Source organism: Nonomuraea sp. NPDC050540, from assembly GCF_044457485.1.
Classification (GTDB): domain Bacteria; phylum Actinomycetota; class Actinomycetes; order Streptosporangiales; family Streptosporangiaceae; genus Nonomuraea.
Window position 1 is genome coordinate 534,841 of the sequence record NZ_JBITHA010000001.1, and the last position, 15,985, is coordinate 550,825.

The following is a 15,985-nucleotide window of genomic DNA, read 5'->3' on the forward strand; positions in this document are numbered from 1 at the left end:
GGGAATCCTTGGTGACCAGCCGTAGCTCGTTCCTGATCGTGGCGAACCGCCTGCCGGTGGACCGCACGGTAGGGCCTGACGGAACGGCATCGTGGCGTCGAAGCCCTGGAGGACTGGTCACCGCCATCGCCCCGGTCATGCAGCGCCGCAAAGGCGCCTGGCTCGGCTGGCACGGCGCCGCCGACGAGCTCCTGGAGCCGTTCGAGAACGACGGCATGGACCTCATCCCGGTCCCGCTGACCTCGGAAGAGGTCGAGCTCTACTACGAGGGCTTCTCCAACTCGACGCTCTGGCCGCTCTACCACGACGTGGTCGCGCCGCCGGTGTTCGAACGCGAGATGTGGGAGTCCTACCGCACCGTCAACGAGCGCTTCGCGCAGGCCGCCGCCGAGGTCGCCGATCAGGGCGCGGTGGTGTGGGTGCAGGACTACCAGCTGCAGCTCGTTCCCGCCATGCTCCGCAAGATGCGGCCGGACCTGCGCATCGGGTTCTTCCTGCACATCCCGTTCCCGCCCGTCGAGCTGTTCTGGCGGCTGCCGTGGCGGCGCGAGCTGGTCGAAGGGCTGCTCGGGGCGGACCTGGTCGGCTTCCAGCTGCCCGGCGGGGCGGCCAACTTCCGGATGCTGTGCCGGCGGCTGCTCGGCCTGCCGTACAAGAGCAACGAGATCTTCCTGGAGGACCGGGTCGTCACCACCCAGGCCTTCCCGATCTCCGTCGACTTCTCCGAGCTGGACACGCTCGTGCGCGAGCCGCACATCATGCACCGGGCCAAGGAGATCCGGGTCGAGCTCGGCGACCCCGAGCACGTGCTGCTCGGCGTCGACCGGCTCGACTACACCAAGGGCATCGGGCAGCGGCTCGAAGCCTTCGGGGAACTGCTGCGCGATGAGAGCCTGGCTCCGGGCGAGGCGGTGTTCGTGCAGATCGCGACGCCCAGCAGGGAGCGGGTCGAGGAGTACCGGCGGCTGCGCGACGACATCGAGCTGCAGGTCGGCCGGATCAACGGCGAGTACTCGGTGCTGGGGGCCCAGCCGGTCCAGTACTTCCACCAGTCCTATGACCGGGAGGAGCTGGCGGCGCTCTACCTGGCCGCCGACATCATGGTCGTGACGCCGCTGCGCGACGGGATGAACCTCGTGGCCAAGGAGTACGTCTCCTGCCACCACGATCTGCAGGGCGCGCTGGTGCTGAGCGAGTTCGCCGGGGCCGCCGCCGAGCTGCGCTCGGCGTACCTGGTCAATCCGTACGACGTGGAGGGACTCAAACGGGAGATGATGGCCGCCATGAACGCCTCGCCGCACGAGCTGGCCCGGCGCATGCGCACGATGCGGCGCCGGGTGGCCACCTACGACGTCGACCGCTGGGCCAGCGAGTTTCTCACGGCTTTGGAGTCTTGAGCGCCTTCCAGGCGTCGTAGCGCTTCTTCGCGGTCTTGTTGACCACGATCTGCGCCACCGACATGCCGACGCCCATCACGACCGCGTAGCCGATGGCCTCACCCATGCTGACCTCGGGGGACTCCGAGTCGATCGGGGGCTCCTTGCCCGTCGCCTTGACCCAGACGATCCCGAGCAGCTTCCTGGCCGCCCACGCCGTCACCAGACCCACCAGACCGCCGATCACCCGCCACGCGACATCCGGCTTGTCGTCCGCCATCCTGATCACTCCTTCGCCTATGTAACGAACACTAGTCTCTAGCTTCTGCGAGCCGTGCGAAGCCGTACCATAAGGAGGCATGACTCAACAGCGACTACGCCATGCCGCCATGCCGGAGAAACCGACTCTCGACGGCCTGGAGCAGGTATGGGTAGCCCGCTGGGAGGACGAAGGCGTCTACCGCTTCGACCGTACCCGTGAGCGGCCCGAGATCTTCTCGATCGACACCCCGCCGCCCACCGTCTCCGGCTCGCTGCACGTCGGCCACGTCTTCTCCTACACCCACACCGACATCATGGCCCGCTACAAGCGGATGGCGGGCTACGAGGTCTTCTACCCGATCGGCTGGGACGACAACGGCCTGCCCACCGAGCGCCGGGTGCAGAACGTCTACGGCGTGCGCGGCGACGCCTCCCTGCCCTACGACCCGGAGTTCGCTCCACCGGACAAGCCGGGCAAGCGGGAGATCCCCATCTCGCGGCGCAACTTCGTCGAGCTGTGCCACCAGCTGACCGCCGTCGACGAGCGGGCCTTCGAGGAGGTCTGGCGGCGCGTCGGCCTGTCGGTCGACTGGTCGCTGCTCTACACCACGATCGGCGACGACTCCCGCGCGGTGTCGCAGCGCGCCTTCCTGCGCAACCTCGCGCGCGGCGAGGCCTACCTCGCCGAGGCGCCGACGCTCTGGGACGTCACCTTCCGCACCGCCGTCGCGCAGGCGGAGCTGGAGGACCGCGAGTGGCCGGGCGCCTTCCACCGGATCTCCTTCTACGGCGACCAGGGGCCGGTCTTCATCGAGACCACCCGGCCCGAGCTCATCCCCGCCTGCGTGGCGCTGGTGGCCCATCCCGACGACGAGCGCTACAAGCCGCTGTTCGGCACGAGCGTGCTCACGCCGCTGTTCGGCGTCGAGGTGCCGATCCTGGCCCACCGCCTGGCCGAGATGGACAAGGGCTCCGGCATCGCGATGATCTGCACCTTCGGCGACGTCACCGACGTCACCTGGTGGCGCGAGCTGGGGCTGGCCACGCGTTCGGTCATCGGCTGGGACGGGCGCCTGCTGCCCGAGCCGCCGGAGGGCGTGGACGGCGAGCCGTACAAGGAACTGGCCGGCAAGACCGTCCACAGCGCCCGCGAGCGGATCGTGGAGATGCTGCGCGAGTCCGGCGACCTCGACGGCGAGCCCAAGGCCGTCCAGCGCACGGTGAAGTTCTACGAGCGCGGCGACAAGCCGCTGGAGATCGTCACCACCCGCCAGTGGTACATCCGCAACGGCGGGCGCGACCAGGCGCTGCGCGAGCGGCTGCTGGAGCGTGGGCGGGAGCTGAAGTGGCATCCGCCGCACATGCGGGTGCGCTACGACAACTGGGTCGAAGGGCTCAACGGCGACTGGCTCATCTCCAGGCAGCGCTTCTTCGGTGTGCCCTTCCCCGTCTGGTACAAGCTCGACGGCTCGGGCAACCGGCTGCACGACGAGCCGATCCTGCCGCCGGAGGAGATGCTGCCGGTCGACCCGTCCTCCGACGTGCCCCCCGGCTACAGCGAGGACCAGCGCGGCGTGCCCGGCGGCTTCGCCGGCGACACCGACGTCATGGACACCTGGGCCACGTCCTCGCTGACGCCGCAGATCGCCGGCCGCTGGAAGACCGACGACGACCTCTTCCGCCGGGTCTTCCCCATGGACCTGCGCTCACAGTCGCACGAGATCATCCGCACCTGGCTGTTCGCCTCGGTGACCCGCTCGCACCTGGAGTTCGGCAGCCTGCCGTGGAGCGACGCGGCGGTGTCGGGCTGGATCCTCGACCCCGACCGCAAGAAGATGTCCAAGTCCAAGGGGAACGTCGTCACCCCGATGGCGCTGCTGGAGCAGTACGGCTCCGACGCCGTGCGCTACTGGGCCGCCAACGGCCGCTACGGAGTGGACACCGCCTTCGACCCCGGCCAGCTCAAGGTCGGACGCAGGCTGGCCATCAAGATCCTCAACGCCTCCAAGTTCGTGCTCGGCTTCGGCGACGTCGGCGGCGAGGTGACCCAGGCGCTCGACCTGTCCATGCTGGCCGCGCTGAACGAGGCCGTCGGCGAGGCGGGCCGGGCCTTCGAGTCCTACGACCACACCAGGGCCCTCGAGGTCGCCGAGCGGTTCTTCTGGTCGTTCTGCGACGACTATCTGGAACTCGTCAAGGCGCGGGCGTACGAGGGGGACGCCTCGGCGATCGTGGCGCTGCGGCGGGCGCTGGAGACGCAGCTGCGGCTGTTCGCGCCGTTCCTGCCCTTCGTCACCGAAGAGGTCTGGTCGTGGTGGCGCGAGGGCTCGGTCCACCGCGCCGCGTGGCCGCAGGCCGCCCCCGGCGCGGGCGACCCCGCCGTGCTGACCGTGGCCTCGGAGATCCTGCGCCGGGTGCGCAAGGCCAAGTCCGAGGCCAAGCAGTCGATGCGGGCCGAGGTGTCCAGGCTGACCGTCACCGGCCCCGAGGTGGCGCTGGTACGACTGGCCCAGGACGACCTCTGCGGCGCGGGCAACGTCGAGGAGTTCGTCCTGGAACCGGGAGAGTCGCTCACCGTCGAGGTGGAGCTCGGCTAGTAGTCGCACACCCCCGCCGGGAAGACCGCGTCCAGCCGGGCGCGCTCGGCGGGGTCCGGCTGCCACGTGCCGTACAGGCCGCGGGCGATCGCCTTGGCGACCGGCTGCAGCCGGCACTTGAAGACCCCGCCCTCGATCGGGCCCCCCGCCACGATCCTGCTCGTCGAGTACAGCGGGAACGCCTTCGTGCAGGCGCCCGGCTCGCGGCGGTCGAGGATGCCGTTCCACACGCCGCGACCGGCCGCGATCTGCGTGCCGTCGGTGGCGAAGCAGCGGTCCACCGCCAGCGGCGGCTTGTTGCCCGGCACCCCGCGCCACGGGCGCTCGCGGATGTTGGCCATCCACGCGTCGATGACCTCGAGCGCCTGCGGCGTCTGGTCGAAGCGCGGCCCGTCCGGCCGGGCGTCGGTGAACCAGATCACCTGGTTGCCGGCGTCGCCGTCATGGTCGAGCATCCGCTGCCGCGAGGCGAACGACTGGTGGCTGTTGTGCATGTCGAGCTGGTCTTCCAGGTAGTGGCGCCAGTCGATGACCGGGATGTCGATGTCGCCCCTGAAGACCAGGCCGCTGCGCTCGACGTTGCGGATCGCGACCGGATCGCCGGTCCTGCGGCCGGGGGCGATGTTGCGGGCGCTCCACGGGTCCCAGTCGGCCGGGCAGGCGGCCGGGACGAACGGGCAGCCCTCCTGGACCATGTCGCGCGACTCCTTCCACGAGCCCGCCTTCTCGTTGACGTCCAGGAACTCCTCGGGGGTGATGACGCCGTCGCGCAGGGCCTTCAGGCCGTACTGCACGCCGACGTTGTCCCAGGGGGAGCGGGCGTAGCCGTCGGGGCCGACGCCGTAGACGTTCCTGAGGTCTTCCCAGTGGGTCCAGTGGACGGTGTCCTTGACGCCCGGCGGGTCCATCTTGGCCCACTCGGGGTCGTTGTCGTCGGTCCACTTCGGGTTCATGGCCAGCGGGGTCAGTCCGCGCCAGCCGATCACGCACTCGCTGGCGCCCGGCTGCCTCGTGTACGGATTGGCGACGGTGTCGCTGGCGTTCAGGCCGATCAGGGCGGTCCTGGAGTTCCAGTTCGCCCAGCGCGGGGAGGCGTCCATGTAGCGTTCGAGCAGCTCGCAGTCGCCGATGTGGATGGTCTGGGTGACCATGTCGGGATAGGAGTACTGGGGGATGGCGGCGTCGATGATCCGGTCGCCGTGGTTCTGGGCGTAGACGTACTGCTGGATGGCGCCGCCAGAACCGCCCACGCCCACGGTGTAGAGCGGCCTGCCGTACAGCTCGATGAAGCGCTCCTTGACCATCAGCGCGGTCTCGCCGCCGACGATCAGGTTGTAGTGGGTCGAGGTACGCGTGCCGGAGGAGTGCAGGATCGCGTAGCCCAGGCCCAGGCCGTGCGGGTCGAGGGCGCTGCCGCCGAGCGTGCCCTGGTCGCGGCCGATCGCGACGCCGCCGTCGAAGCGGTACATGGCCCGCTGGTTCCAGCCGCCCTCCACGACCGCGATCGAGTAGAGGAAGCGGTTGATGACGCCGCGCTCGCGCTTGACCACGAAGTCGACGGTGCGGCCGTCGAGCAGCTTCGTCGTGGACATGTCGGCCGGGCGCCCGGCGGGCATCGGCTTCCACTGGCCGCCGGTCGAGCGGTAGATCCGGTCGGTGACCGACGGGGCGAAGCAGTCCTTGCTCCAGCCGCCCTCGACCCGGTAGCCCTGCCGGGCCTGGTTGTCAGCCACGGGCGGGCCGAGGCCGGTGCGCTCGGTCTTGCAGACGAACGGGTACTGCTGCGGGCCCGAGAAGATCGGTCCCGAGATCGGGTGGTTGCGCAGCCGCAGCACGTCCCGGTACGGCCGCGCCGTCGCGGTGACCAGGTTCTCGCCCGAGCGCAGGCCGGTCACCAGACCGGTCGCGGTTCTGCCGCCCGGGTCGGGGGCGAAGGCCGGGGTCACGTCCTCGCCGTTGCGCAGCACTTTCAGCCGCGGGGCGAGGCGCACCCTCAGCAGGGCGTCGCCGCCGCTCACCTGGTCAGCGCGGCTGGAGAGCACCTCCAGCGCGAGGCCGCCGTTCGCGTGGGCGGGTAAGGCGGTGATACCGGACAGCGCCATGAGGAGCGCCACTAAGATCGGGACAGCCTTCATGCGTCGAACGTGACATGGGCCGCTGACCTTGCACAGGCCCGAATATGTGCGCGCATCTGTCGGTGGGACGTGCCAGTCTTGAACACGTGTTCTCCGACCGACTGACGAAACTCGTGCCGCCCTTCCTGGCCCGGATGGCGGCGTGGAGTGCCTGCCTGATCCTCGTCGGCGTGGTCGTCTACGTCTTCGCGCAGGTCATCGCCCGGCTGAGCTTCGTGGCGCTGCCGGTGGCGATCGCGCTGCTGCTGGCCGCTCTGCTCTATCCGCTGACGCGCTTCTTCCGTAAGGGCGGGCTGCGCCCGATCTACGCCACCTGGCTGACGATGCTGGTGGCGCTGGCCATCCTGGGCGGCACCGGATGGCTGGTGGGCACGCGGGCCAGCGAGGAGTTCCCGCAGCTCGCCAAGCAGATCACCGCGACGATCAACAACGTGCGCGACTGGATGCTGGTGGGGCCGCTGCACCTCAGTGAAGCCGAGCTCAGCAAGTGGACCGGGCAGATCACGAGCTGGATCACCCAGCAGCAGGCGGCGCTGACCAGCACCGCGCTGGCCGCCGGTCAGGTCTTCGTGGAGATCCTGGCCTCGATCGTGCTGCTGCTGTTCGTCACCTTCTTCCTGCTCAAGGATGGTGACCGGATCTGGGGCTGGTTCCTGAAGGGGTTCGGCAGCATGGCGCCGCGGGTCGACAGGGCCGGCACCGCCGCGTGGGTCACGATCTCCCACTACGTCCAGGGCACGGTCGCGGTCGCCGCGGTGCACGGCGTGATCATGGGCATCGTGCTGGCCGGGCTGGGGGTGCCGCTCTGGGCGGCGCTGGCCGTACTGATCTTCCTGGCCAGCTTCATCCCCATCGTCGGCATCTTCTTCGCCGGCACCGTGGCCACGCTGGTCACGCTCGGGTCGGTCGAGCCGTGGAAGGCGCTGGTCTTCCTCATCGTGCTCATCGTCGAGCAGCAGCTGGAGAACCACGTGCTGCAGCCCTTGATCGTCGGGCGGGCGCTCAACTTCCACCCGCTGGCGATCATCCTGGTGCTGGCGGTCGGCGGCATCATGGGCGGCATCGCGGGCGCCGTGGTGGCGGTCCCGGTGGCCGCCGTCATCTACCGGGCGCTGCCCGAGCTGCGCCACGATCCGCCGCAGGAGCTCCCGCCCGCGGAGCCGTCCACACCACAGGCACCCGCGAAGCCCGCGCCCCAGGGGCCCGGTGAGTCCGCGCCCGCGAAGCCCGGTGCGCCCGCGCCGGAAGCGGCCGCCGAGGACGTGGCGGTCTCCGGCAAGGAGTAACCTCGTCACCCGTGACACGTTCCTCCCTGACCACGCCTCCCGAGGGCGCGGACCAGCCGAAGGCGCACCTCAACGCGCCCCCGCCGGGTTCGGCGCTCGGCTCCCACTACAGCCGGTGCTTCGGCTGCGGCGCCGACCACCCGACCGGCCTCCACCTCGCCGCCCGCACGCCCGACGGGGCCACGGTCGAGGCGGAGTTCACCGTCGGCACGGCCCACCAGGGAGCGCCGGGGCTGGCGCACGGCGGCGTGCTCGCCGCGGCGATGGACGAAGTCATCGGAATGTCCATCTGGCTGTTCCACAAGCCGTATGTCACGGCCCGCCTGGAGACCGACTACCTCCTCCCGGTTCCCGTGGGCACGACACTCCACCTGCGTGCCTGGTGCACCGGTATGGCGGGGCGGAAGGCGTACCTTGAGGCTGAGGGGCGCGTCGGCGCCCCCGACGGCCCGGCCGCCGTCCGCGCCGCGGCGCTGTTCGTAGAAGTGAACATGGAGCACTTCGCGCAGCACGGCGACGCCGAGGCCATGGCGGCCGAACATCACGAGTACGAGGTGAACCCGTGAGCGGGAGTGAGTCCGACGCAGTGGGCGGAGCGGACGGGAGGCGTGCGAGCCTCGCGCGCCCGACGGACACAGAGGTCCTGATCCAGCGGCTCGACCGCGAGCTGCCGCCGCCGTCCTATGCCCATCCGGGCGACGCCGGCGCCGACCTCTACGCCGCCGAGGACGTCGAACTGCTGCCCGGCGAGCGCGCGATGGTCGGCACCGGCCTGGCGATCGCGCTGCCCGACGGCTACGCCGCGTTCGTGCACCCGCGCTCGGGCCTGGCCGCCAAGCACGGCGTGACCCTCGTCAACGCCCCCGGCACCGTCGATGCCGGATACCGTGGCGAGATCAAGGTGACGCTGATCAACACCGACACCAAGAACGCCTTCCGCCTGCGCCGCGGCGACCGGGTCGCCCAGCTGGTCATCCAGCGTGTGGAGCGCGCCGCCTTCGCCGAGGTCGAGCGCCTGCCCGGATCGGCACGCGGCAACGGCGGCTTTGGTTCTACCGGACGTTAAGGAGTGAGGAACGTGTTCCGACGCAAGCGTCGCGAGCAGGAGCCGGCCGCCGAGGAATCGGCGGCACGTGAGCCTGGACGCGAGTCGGGTCCCTGGGACGCCGACGAGACGCACCCGGAGTCAGACCGGATCGACCTGGGCGGCCTGCGGGTCCCGCACCACCCGGCGTTCGACATCCGCCTGGCCGCGATGGGCGACCAGCACGTCAGCGTGATCGCCCTCTACGAGGAGAGCACGCTGCAGGTCCAGGCGATGGCCGCGCCCAAGTCCTCCGGCCTGTGGGACGAGGTACGCACCAAGATCACCAGCACCGCGAGCGGCCTGTCCGTGAGCGAGGGCCCGCTGGGTCCCGAGCTGAGGGGCGAGGTCGAGTCCGACGGCGAACGCCGCCAGATCCGCTACCTCGGCGTCGACGGCCCGCGCTGGCTCCTGCTGGCCATCATCAGCGGCCGCGCCGCCCTCGACGAGAAGGTCGCGGAGGAGTTTCTCGACTTCGTCAGGGACATCGTCGTGGTGCGCGGCAGCGACCCGATGGCCAGGGAAGAGGCGATCCCGCTGCGCCGTCCCAACGAGAACACCCCCGAGCAGGACGCGTCCGACCCCGGGCTCAACCCCTTCCAGCGAGGACCCGAAATCAGTGAGATTCGCTGACGCCTCTCATCACATAAGCTGAGTCATCATGACGAGTACGGCAGAGCCCCACAAACGCGGGGGATTGCGCGGCTTCTTCAGCCGGCTTGCCTCCCCGCAGTCCGAGATCGAAGCTCAGGAGCTGCGGGAGGACGCCGACCAGGCCGGCGCCACTCCCATCGTCAGGTGCGGCGGCCGACGCCGCTTCTGCGTAGCCGGTACGCTACGTACCGTGACGCTGCGTCCCCGGGGTGGGGCGCCCGCGCTGGAGGCCGAGCTCTACGACGGGTCCGACGTGATCGACCTCGTCTGGCTCGGCCGCCGCAGGATCGCGGGCATCGAACCCGGTCGCATCGTCAAGGCCGAGGGCCTGGTCAGCATGCAGGACGGGCGCAAGGTGATGTTCAATCCACGATACGAACTGCGTCCAGGGAGCTGATCAGGTGAGCGCCGAGGCCGAGGAAGTCGCCCACGACACCGTCGAGGCGGCGGTGCGCGCCCAGCTCAGCAAGGCACTGGGCGGCGTGCGTGGCATGATCGAGGCCGCGGTGCCCACGATCGCCTTCACCGTCACGTGGATCACCACGGAGCAGCTGAAGACCTCGCTCATCGTCAGCATCGCGCTGGCGGTGCTGCTGCTCCTGGCGCGCCTCGTGCAGCGCTCCACGCCGCAGTTCGTGATCAACAGCCTCATCGGCATCGCCATCGGCGCCTTCTTCGCCAGCCGATCGGGTGACGCGAAGGCGTACTTCCTGCCCGGAATCCTCTGGAACGCCGGCTACTCGGTGGCGATGCTCATCTCGATCATCACCCGCTGGCCGGTCGTGGGCTTCCTCATCGGCTCGGTCACCGGCGACCCGACGGCGTGGCACAAGGACCCGGGGATCGTGCGGTTGTGCACGCGGCTGACGTGGCTGCTGATGCTGCCGTGCGTGGTGCGGGTGGCGGTGCAGCTGCCGGTCTACGTGTACGGAGGAGACGAGGCGGTGGCGGCGCTGGGCATCACGAAGATCCTGATGGGCTGGCCACTCCAAGTCGCCGCCCTCGGCGCTATGCTCTGGCTCCTGGGCCGCGGCCGCACGCCCATCAAGCCGTCGGTGGCGTGATCTCAGCCCTGTTCTAGAAAGTGCGGCCTGGGGTGGTGTGTCGGTTCTTTCCGGCCTTTTCCGTTACGGCCGGCCGCAGCCACCCCCACCCGCCGCACAGGGCCGGGCCCCGTCCAGGGCAACGGCCGTCCAGCGTGCATAGCCGGCCGCCGCCACGACCGCGCCGCCGGCCGTCTGACGCTGCCTTCGGCTACCCCACGTGCCTTTCAGCGGTAGCCGGGTTCGGGGCGGGCGTTATGGTGGCCCGCCCCGCACGCTGGACGGCCGTGTCCCTGGACAGAAGCCGGCCACGTGCGGCGGGTGGGGGTGGCTGCGGCTTTGCCGTGACGGATGGGGCTGCTTGGAGCGGAAAGTCAGTGAGAGGACAGGAGATGCGCCAGGTCCTGCTCGACTTCCTGGCTGGCGACGAAGAGGAGCTCGTCGCCGGCCTCCAGCGGGTCGTCGGCGGTGGGGACGAGGACGCGGCCCTCGCGGAGGATGGCGACCAGGGCCGAGTCCGTGGGCCAGGGGACCGAGCCGGCGCGCTGGCCCACCACGGGGGCGTCGTCGGCCAGCGTGAGCTCCACCAGGTTCGCCTGGCCCTGGCGGAACGTCATCAACCTCACCAGATCGCCCACGCTCACCGCCTCTTCCACCAGCGCGGACAGCAGGCGCGGCGTGGAGACGGCGACGTCCACGCCCCAGGACTCGTTGAACAGCCACTCGTTCGACGGGTGGTTGATGCGGGCCACGACGCGCGGCACGCCGTACTCCGTCTTGGCCAGCAGCGAGACCACGAGGTTGACCTTGTCGTCTCCGGAGGAGGCGACGACGACGTGGCAGTTGTTGAGCCCGGCCTCGTCGAGGGAGGAGATCTCGCAGGCGTCGGCGAGCAGCCATTCGGCGCGTGGCACCGTGTCGATCTTGATGGCCTTGGGGTCGATGTCGATGAGCAGGACCTCGTGGCCGTTCTCCAGGAGTTCGGCGGCGATGGAGCGGCCGACGGCTCCGGCGCCGGCGATGGCGACGCGCATCAGTGGTCCTGTTCCGGCGCCGCGGCGAGCACCTTGTTGATCCGGTCCATGTCGTTTTCTGCGGCGATGACGTGCAGGATGTCGCCTTCCTGGACCATGGTCTCGCGCTTGACGACCAGGGCCTCGCCCATGCGGTTGACGAACGCGATCCGGGCCCCAGCCTGCCCTTCGAGGTCGATGACGCGGGTGCCGACCCAGGCGGCGTTCACCGTGACCTCGGCCAGGATGACGGTGCCGGTGGGGTCGCGCCAGAGGGGTTCCGCGCCCTCGGGCAGGACGCGGCGCAGGATCTGGTCGGCGGTCCAGCGCACGGTGGCGACCGTGGGGATGCCGAGCCGCTGGTAGATCTCGGCCCGGCGGGAGTCGTAGATGCGGGCGACGACGTTGTCGACGCCGAACGTCTCGCGGGCGACACGGGCGGAGATGATGTTGGAGTTGTCGCCGCTGGAGACCGCCACGTACGCGGCGGCCGACTCGATGCCGGCCTCGATGAGGACGTCGCGGTCGAAGCCGACGCCGGTGACGCGGCGGCCGCGGAATCCGGCGCGCAGGCGGCGGAACGCCTGCGGGTCCCGGTCGATGATCGCGACCGAGTGGCCGTTGTCCTCAAGGATGTGGGCGATGGTCGATCCCACCCGGCCACAACCCATGATCACTATGTGCATACTCTCCGCCGTCCGCGGTTTGGCAGGTCTCGTGTATCAGTATGGCCTGATAAGGGAGCGCCGTAACTGCCGGGCGGGAGGAGAGGGCTAGCATCGGTTTACGTGGCGAAGGTAACGGATCTCCTGAAACGCGTCCTGGTCGGCCGGGCGCTGCGCAGCGGTCAGCTGCATGAACAGCTGCTTCCCAAACGCATCGCACTCCCCGTGTTCGCGAGTGACGCCCTGTCCTCGGTGGCCTACGCGCCACAGGAGATTCTGGTCATCCTTTCGCTGGCGGGTGTGTCGTTCTACCACTTCAGCCCCTGGGTGGCCATCGCCGTCATCATCGTGATGCTCACGGTGGTCGCCTCGTACCGGCAGAACGTCCACGCCTACCCCAGCGGCGGCGGCGACTACGAGGTCGCCACCACGAACCTCGGCAAGAACGCCGGCCTGACCGTGGCCAGCGCGCTCATGGTGGACTACGTGCTGACGGTGGCCGTCTCGGTCGCCAACGGCGTCGACTACGTGGGCGCGACGGTGCCGTTCGTGGCCGAGCACAAGCCCACGGTCGCCATCGTCATCGTCATTCTGCTCACGGTCGTCAACCTGCGCGGCATCAGGGAGTCGGGCGCCGCCTTCGCCATCCCGACCTACGCGTTCATGGCCGCGGTCATCGGCATGATCTTCTGGGGCGGCATCCGGCTCCTGGTCCTCGACGACGACCTCAAGGCGCCCACCGCCGACTACGCGATCGTGGCCGAGCAGACGAACCTGACCTCCTTCGCCGCCGCCTTCCTGATCCTGCGTGCCTTCTCCTCCGGCTGCGCCGCCCTGACGGGTGTCGAGGCCATCAGCAACGGCGTGCCCGCCTTCCGCAAGCCCAAGAGCAAGAACGCCGCCACCACGCTGCTCATGATGGGCCTGGTCGCGATCACGATGTTCGGCGGCATCATCGCGCTCGGCCTGGTCTCCGGCGTGAAGGTGTCGGAGCACCCGGCGCTGGACATCCTCATCGACGGCAAGCCGGCCGGCGAGAGCTACTACCAGCAGCCGATCATCTCCCAGGTGGCCGACGCCGTCTTCGGCGGCGGCTCGCTGCTGTTCGTGGTGATCTCGGCGGTGACCGCGCTGATCCTGTTCCTGGCGGCCAACACCGCCTTCAACGGCTTCCCGGTGCTCGGCTCGATCCTGGCCCAGGACCGTTACCTGCCGCGCCAGCTGCACACCCGCGGCGACCGGCTGGCCTTCTCCAACGGCATCGTCATCCTGGCGCTGGGCGCCTGCCTGCTGCTGTGGGGGTTCCAGGCCGACGTGAGCCGCCTGCTCAACCTGTACATCGTGGGCGTCTTCGTCTCGTTCACGCTCAGCCAGACCGGCATGGTCATCCACTGGACGCGCCACCTGAAGACCGAGACCGACCCCCGGGTACGCCACCAGATGCACCGCTCGCGGACGATCAACTTCTTCGGCGGCATCATGACCGGCCTGGTGCTGATCGTGGTGCTGCTGACGAAGTTCCTGGTCGGCGCGTGGATCGTGTGCATCGCGATGCCGATCCTGTTCCTGATGATGAAGGCGATCCGCCGCCACTACGACAACGTCGCCGCAGAGCTGGAGATCACCGAGGAGTACGACCCGTCGATGCTCCCGGCCCGCAACCACGCGATCGTGCTCGTCTCCAAGGTGCACAAGCCGACCATGCGCGCCCTGGCCTACGCCCGCGCCACCCGCCCGTCCACGCTGGAGGCCATCACCGTCGGCGTCGAGGGCGACGAGGCCCGCCGCCTGCAGGAGGAGTGGGAACGGTGGGGCATCCCGGTCCCGCTGAAGATGCTCGACTCGCCCTACCGGGAGATCACGCAGCCGGTCCTCGACTACGTCAAGACGCTGCGCCGCCGCTCGCCCCGCGACGTCATCACCGTCTTCATCCCCGAGTACGTCGTCGGCCACTGGTGGGAGCACCTGCTCCACAACCAGAGCGCGCTGCGGCTCAAGGCGCGCCTGCTGTTCAAGCCGGGCGTGATGGTGACCAGCGTCCCGTGGCAGCTGCACTCCTCCGACCGGCTCAAGGGCCGTCCCGAGCCGTTCGCGCCGGGTTCCGTGCGCCGTCCCTGGCACCAGGTCATCAAGGACGAGCAGCTCACGGGGAAGAACGAGCGCTGACCAGCGCGTGGAGGCGGGCGGTGTCGGCGGCGCTCCAGCCGTCCGGCGCGGCGATAGCCGCCCAGCCTTCCACCACGTTCGCGCCGTAGACGTGGCCGTGCCCTGCCGGGACGTTCAGCGCGACCGACATGTCTCCCAGCACCTGCCAGAACGTCACCAGCGGGAACCAGTTCATCCGCGGGTTGACGTCCGGCCCGCGCGGCGCGGTCAGCCACTCCGGCTTGGCGTAGATGAGGTCGGTCGACCACCACACGACCGGGTCGGAGGCGTTCTGCAGATACACCACGCGCGGCCGTTCCCACGGCCCCGGCGGCCAGGACAGGTCATCCGGGTACTGCCCGAAGCGCACCGTCCTGCCCCGCTCGAACACCGGCCGCCACACCGGGCTGTCCGGCTCGCGCCCCGCGGTCACCGCCCGCCAGATCGGGTTGGCGTCCGGCGGCCCCACGAACAACGCCCCGTCGGCCCTGCCCACCAGGTCCGGCAGGTCGCGGAAGGCGCCTTCGAGCTCGAAGCTGCCCAGGCTCTCCCCTGACAGGACCAGCAGCGGCCGTTCGCCCGGCGGCAGCCGTTCCCACCGGGCGCGCACCGCGTCGAACAGCGCCGCGCCCGCCCGCGCCGCCTTGCCGCGGTCCACCAGGAACGACACCCAGCTCGGCAGGTAGGAGTACTGCAGGGCGACCATCGCGCTGTCGCCGTTGTACATGTACTCCAGGCTGTCGGCGATCTGCTCGTCCACCCACCCCGTGCCCGTCGTCCCCAGCACCGCGAGCACAGGGCGCGCGAACGCGCCCGTCCTTTCCAGCTCCCGTACGGCCAGCGCCGCCTGGGCCGCCGGTGTGGGAGCCGCCTGCAGGCCCACGTAGACCCGGATCGGCTCGGCCGGCCGCCTTCCGGAGAAGGCGCGCAGCCGCGGCGTCGCGATCGCGCTCCCGGTGAAGTTGCGGCCCTCGCGCCCCAGGGAGTCCCAGCCCAGCAGCGAACCCGCGCCGCCGGACACCTTCGCGGAACCCGGCCGCCGCACCCCGGGATCGGTGGTGCCGTTCGCGACCGACGAGGCGTCGTTGACCGCGTTGACGAACCCCGAGAACAGCACGTCGTTGGCCAGAACCCCGACGACGGCGGTCACGATGACGATTCCGGTGGCCTGGGCGATGGGCACCGGGACGAAGCGGTCCAGCCAGGTGATCAGTTTGCGGCCGCCGAGCCGTACCGACCGGGCCAGGAGCAGGAAGAGCGCGAACAGCGCGACGCTCAGCGCCAGGATCGCCGGAGGGAACCAGGTGATCTGCCTGGTCATCCCCATGAGCGCGCGCAGGTCGTCCTGCCAGCCGAGGCTGTACCACAGCGTCACGCCCGCCAGCAGTGCGCACACCGCGATCAGCACCCGCCAGGCCAGCACCCGCCCCCGCTCGGGCAGCCGGTAGCCGATCAGCGCCCGCCCCGCCGCGCCCGCGCTCGCGCCCACGGCGTAGCCGATGATGCCGGTGACCCCGCCCATCGCGCCCTGCATGACCCACGGCCTGGGCAGCAGCGTCGGGGTGAGCGAGGCGCAGAAGAACAGCGTGGCGGCCAGCGTGCCCCCGAACCCGAGCCGCCGCCGTACCACCCGCCCCTCGTACATGGCTACATAGCGTAGTTAAGGCGCTGCTCGGTGGAGTCGGCCGGGTGAGGGCCTAGGCTGTATTGCTGTGGAACAGGCAAC

General features: G+C 70.0%; 14 protein-coding genes. 9 read left to right on the top strand and 5 right to left on the bottom strand.

The annotated features are described in order from the left end of the window. Window positions 1-11: 11 nt before the first annotated feature. Window positions 12-1,397 (top strand): trehalose-6-phosphate synthase, encoded by a 1,386-nt coding sequence (locus tag ACIBI5_RS02445; protein ID WP_397242362.1) that lies wholly within the window; start codon window positions 12-14, stop codon window positions 1,395-1,397. Here the strand turns inward: ACIBI5_RS02445 and ACIBI5_RS02450 are convergent. Further along, complete coding sequence (locus ACIBI5_RS02450; RefSeq protein WP_379609721.1) at window positions 1,378-1,656, bottom strand: DUF4235 domain-containing protein; 279 nt, start codon at window positions 1,654-1,656, stop codon at window positions 1,378-1,380. The genes ACIBI5_RS02445 and ACIBI5_RS02450 overlap by 20 nt on opposite strands. 79 nt (window positions 1,657-1,735) lie before the next feature. On the opposite strand from ACIBI5_RS02450, the gene valS reads away from it, so the two are divergent. Further along, window positions 1,736-4,234 (top strand): valine--tRNA ligase, encoded by a 2,499-nt coding sequence (gene valS, locus ACIBI5_RS02455; RefSeq protein ID WP_397242364.1) that lies wholly within the window; start codon window positions 1,736-1,738, stop codon window positions 4,232-4,234. Here valS and ACIBI5_RS02460 read toward each other — a convergent pair. After that, window positions 4,231-6,369, bottom strand: coding sequence for a DUF6351 family protein (locus tag ACIBI5_RS02460; protein WP_397242366.1), 2,139 nt, complete (start codon window positions 6,367-6,369; stop codon window positions 4,231-4,233). The two genes, valS and ACIBI5_RS02460, sit on opposite strands and share 4 nt — an antisense overlap. 86 nt (window positions 6,370-6,455) lie before the next feature. Between ACIBI5_RS02460 and ACIBI5_RS02465 the strand changes: the two genes are divergently transcribed. From ACIBI5_RS02465 to ACIBI5_RS02490, 6 genes are read left to right on the top strand one after another with little or no spacing between them, the layout of a single operon-like run. Then, window positions 6,456-7,655 carry an AI-2E family transporter gene (locus ACIBI5_RS02465; protein WP_397242368.1) on the top strand — a complete coding sequence of 400 codons (1,200 nt, stop codon included), beginning with the start codon at window positions 6,456-6,458 and terminating at the stop codon, window positions 7,653-7,655. 11 nt (window positions 7,656-7,666) lie between these two features. After that, window positions 7,667-8,221: a PaaI family thioesterase gene (locus ACIBI5_RS02470; RefSeq protein ID WP_397242370.1), complete on the top strand. Its 555-nt coding sequence runs from the start codon at window positions 7,667-7,669 to the stop codon at window positions 8,219-8,221. Window positions 8,222-8,241: 20 nt separating this feature from the next. Continuing rightward, complete coding sequence (dut, locus tag ACIBI5_RS02475; RefSeq protein ID WP_397101315.1) at window positions 8,242-8,721, top strand: dUTP diphosphatase; 480 nt, start codon at window positions 8,242-8,244, stop codon at window positions 8,719-8,721. Window positions 8,722-8,733: 12 nt separating this feature from the next. Continuing rightward, window positions 8,734-9,372 (top strand): DUF3710 domain-containing protein, encoded by a 639-nt coding sequence (locus tag ACIBI5_RS02480; protein ID WP_397242372.1) that lies wholly within the window; start codon window positions 8,734-8,736, stop codon window positions 9,370-9,372. Between the two features lie 28 nt (window positions 9,373-9,400). Beyond that, on the top strand, window positions 9,401-9,790 hold the full coding sequence (locus ACIBI5_RS02485) for an OB-fold nucleic acid binding domain-containing protein (protein WP_184971835.1): 390 nt from the start codon (window positions 9,401-9,403) through the stop codon (window positions 9,788-9,790). A gap of 4 nt (window positions 9,791-9,794) precedes the next feature. Continuing rightward, window positions 9,795-10,457: a DUF3159 domain-containing protein gene (locus ACIBI5_RS02490; RefSeq protein ID WP_397242374.1), complete on the top strand. Its 663-nt coding sequence runs from the start codon at window positions 9,795-9,797 to the stop codon at window positions 10,455-10,457. Window positions 10,458-10,810: 353 nt separating this feature from the next. Here ACIBI5_RS02490 and ACIBI5_RS02495 read toward each other — a convergent pair whose 3' ends face one another. Both ACIBI5_RS02495 and ACIBI5_RS02500 read right to left on the bottom strand, forming a co-directional pair. After that, window positions 10,811-11,470, bottom strand: coding sequence for a TrkA family potassium uptake protein (locus ACIBI5_RS02495; RefSeq protein ID WP_184971832.1), 660 nt, complete (start codon window positions 11,468-11,470; stop codon window positions 10,811-10,813). Then, a complete protein-coding gene (locus ACIBI5_RS02500; protein WP_397242376.1) occupies window positions 11,470-12,135 on the bottom strand; it encodes a potassium channel family protein in 666 nt (221 codons plus the stop codon). Before ACIBI5_RS02500 ends, ACIBI5_RS02495 begins: the two co-directional genes overlap by 1 nt. 102 nt (window positions 12,136-12,237) lie before the next feature. On the opposite strand from ACIBI5_RS02500, the gene ACIBI5_RS02505 reads away from it, so the two are divergent. Continuing rightward, window positions 12,238-14,280 carry an APC family permease gene (locus ACIBI5_RS02505; protein WP_397242378.1) on the top strand — a complete coding sequence of 681 codons (2,043 nt, stop codon included), beginning with the start codon at window positions 12,238-12,240 and terminating at the stop codon, window positions 14,278-14,280. On the opposite strand, the gene ACIBI5_RS02510 is transcribed toward ACIBI5_RS02505, so the two are convergent. Continuing rightward, window positions 14,258-15,904, bottom strand: coding sequence for an alpha/beta hydrolase (locus ACIBI5_RS02510; RefSeq protein WP_397242380.1), 1,647 nt, complete (start codon window positions 15,902-15,904; stop codon window positions 14,258-14,260). The two genes, ACIBI5_RS02505 and ACIBI5_RS02510, sit on opposite strands and share 23 nt — an antisense overlap. Between the last annotated feature and the right edge of the window lie 81 nt (window positions 15,905-15,985).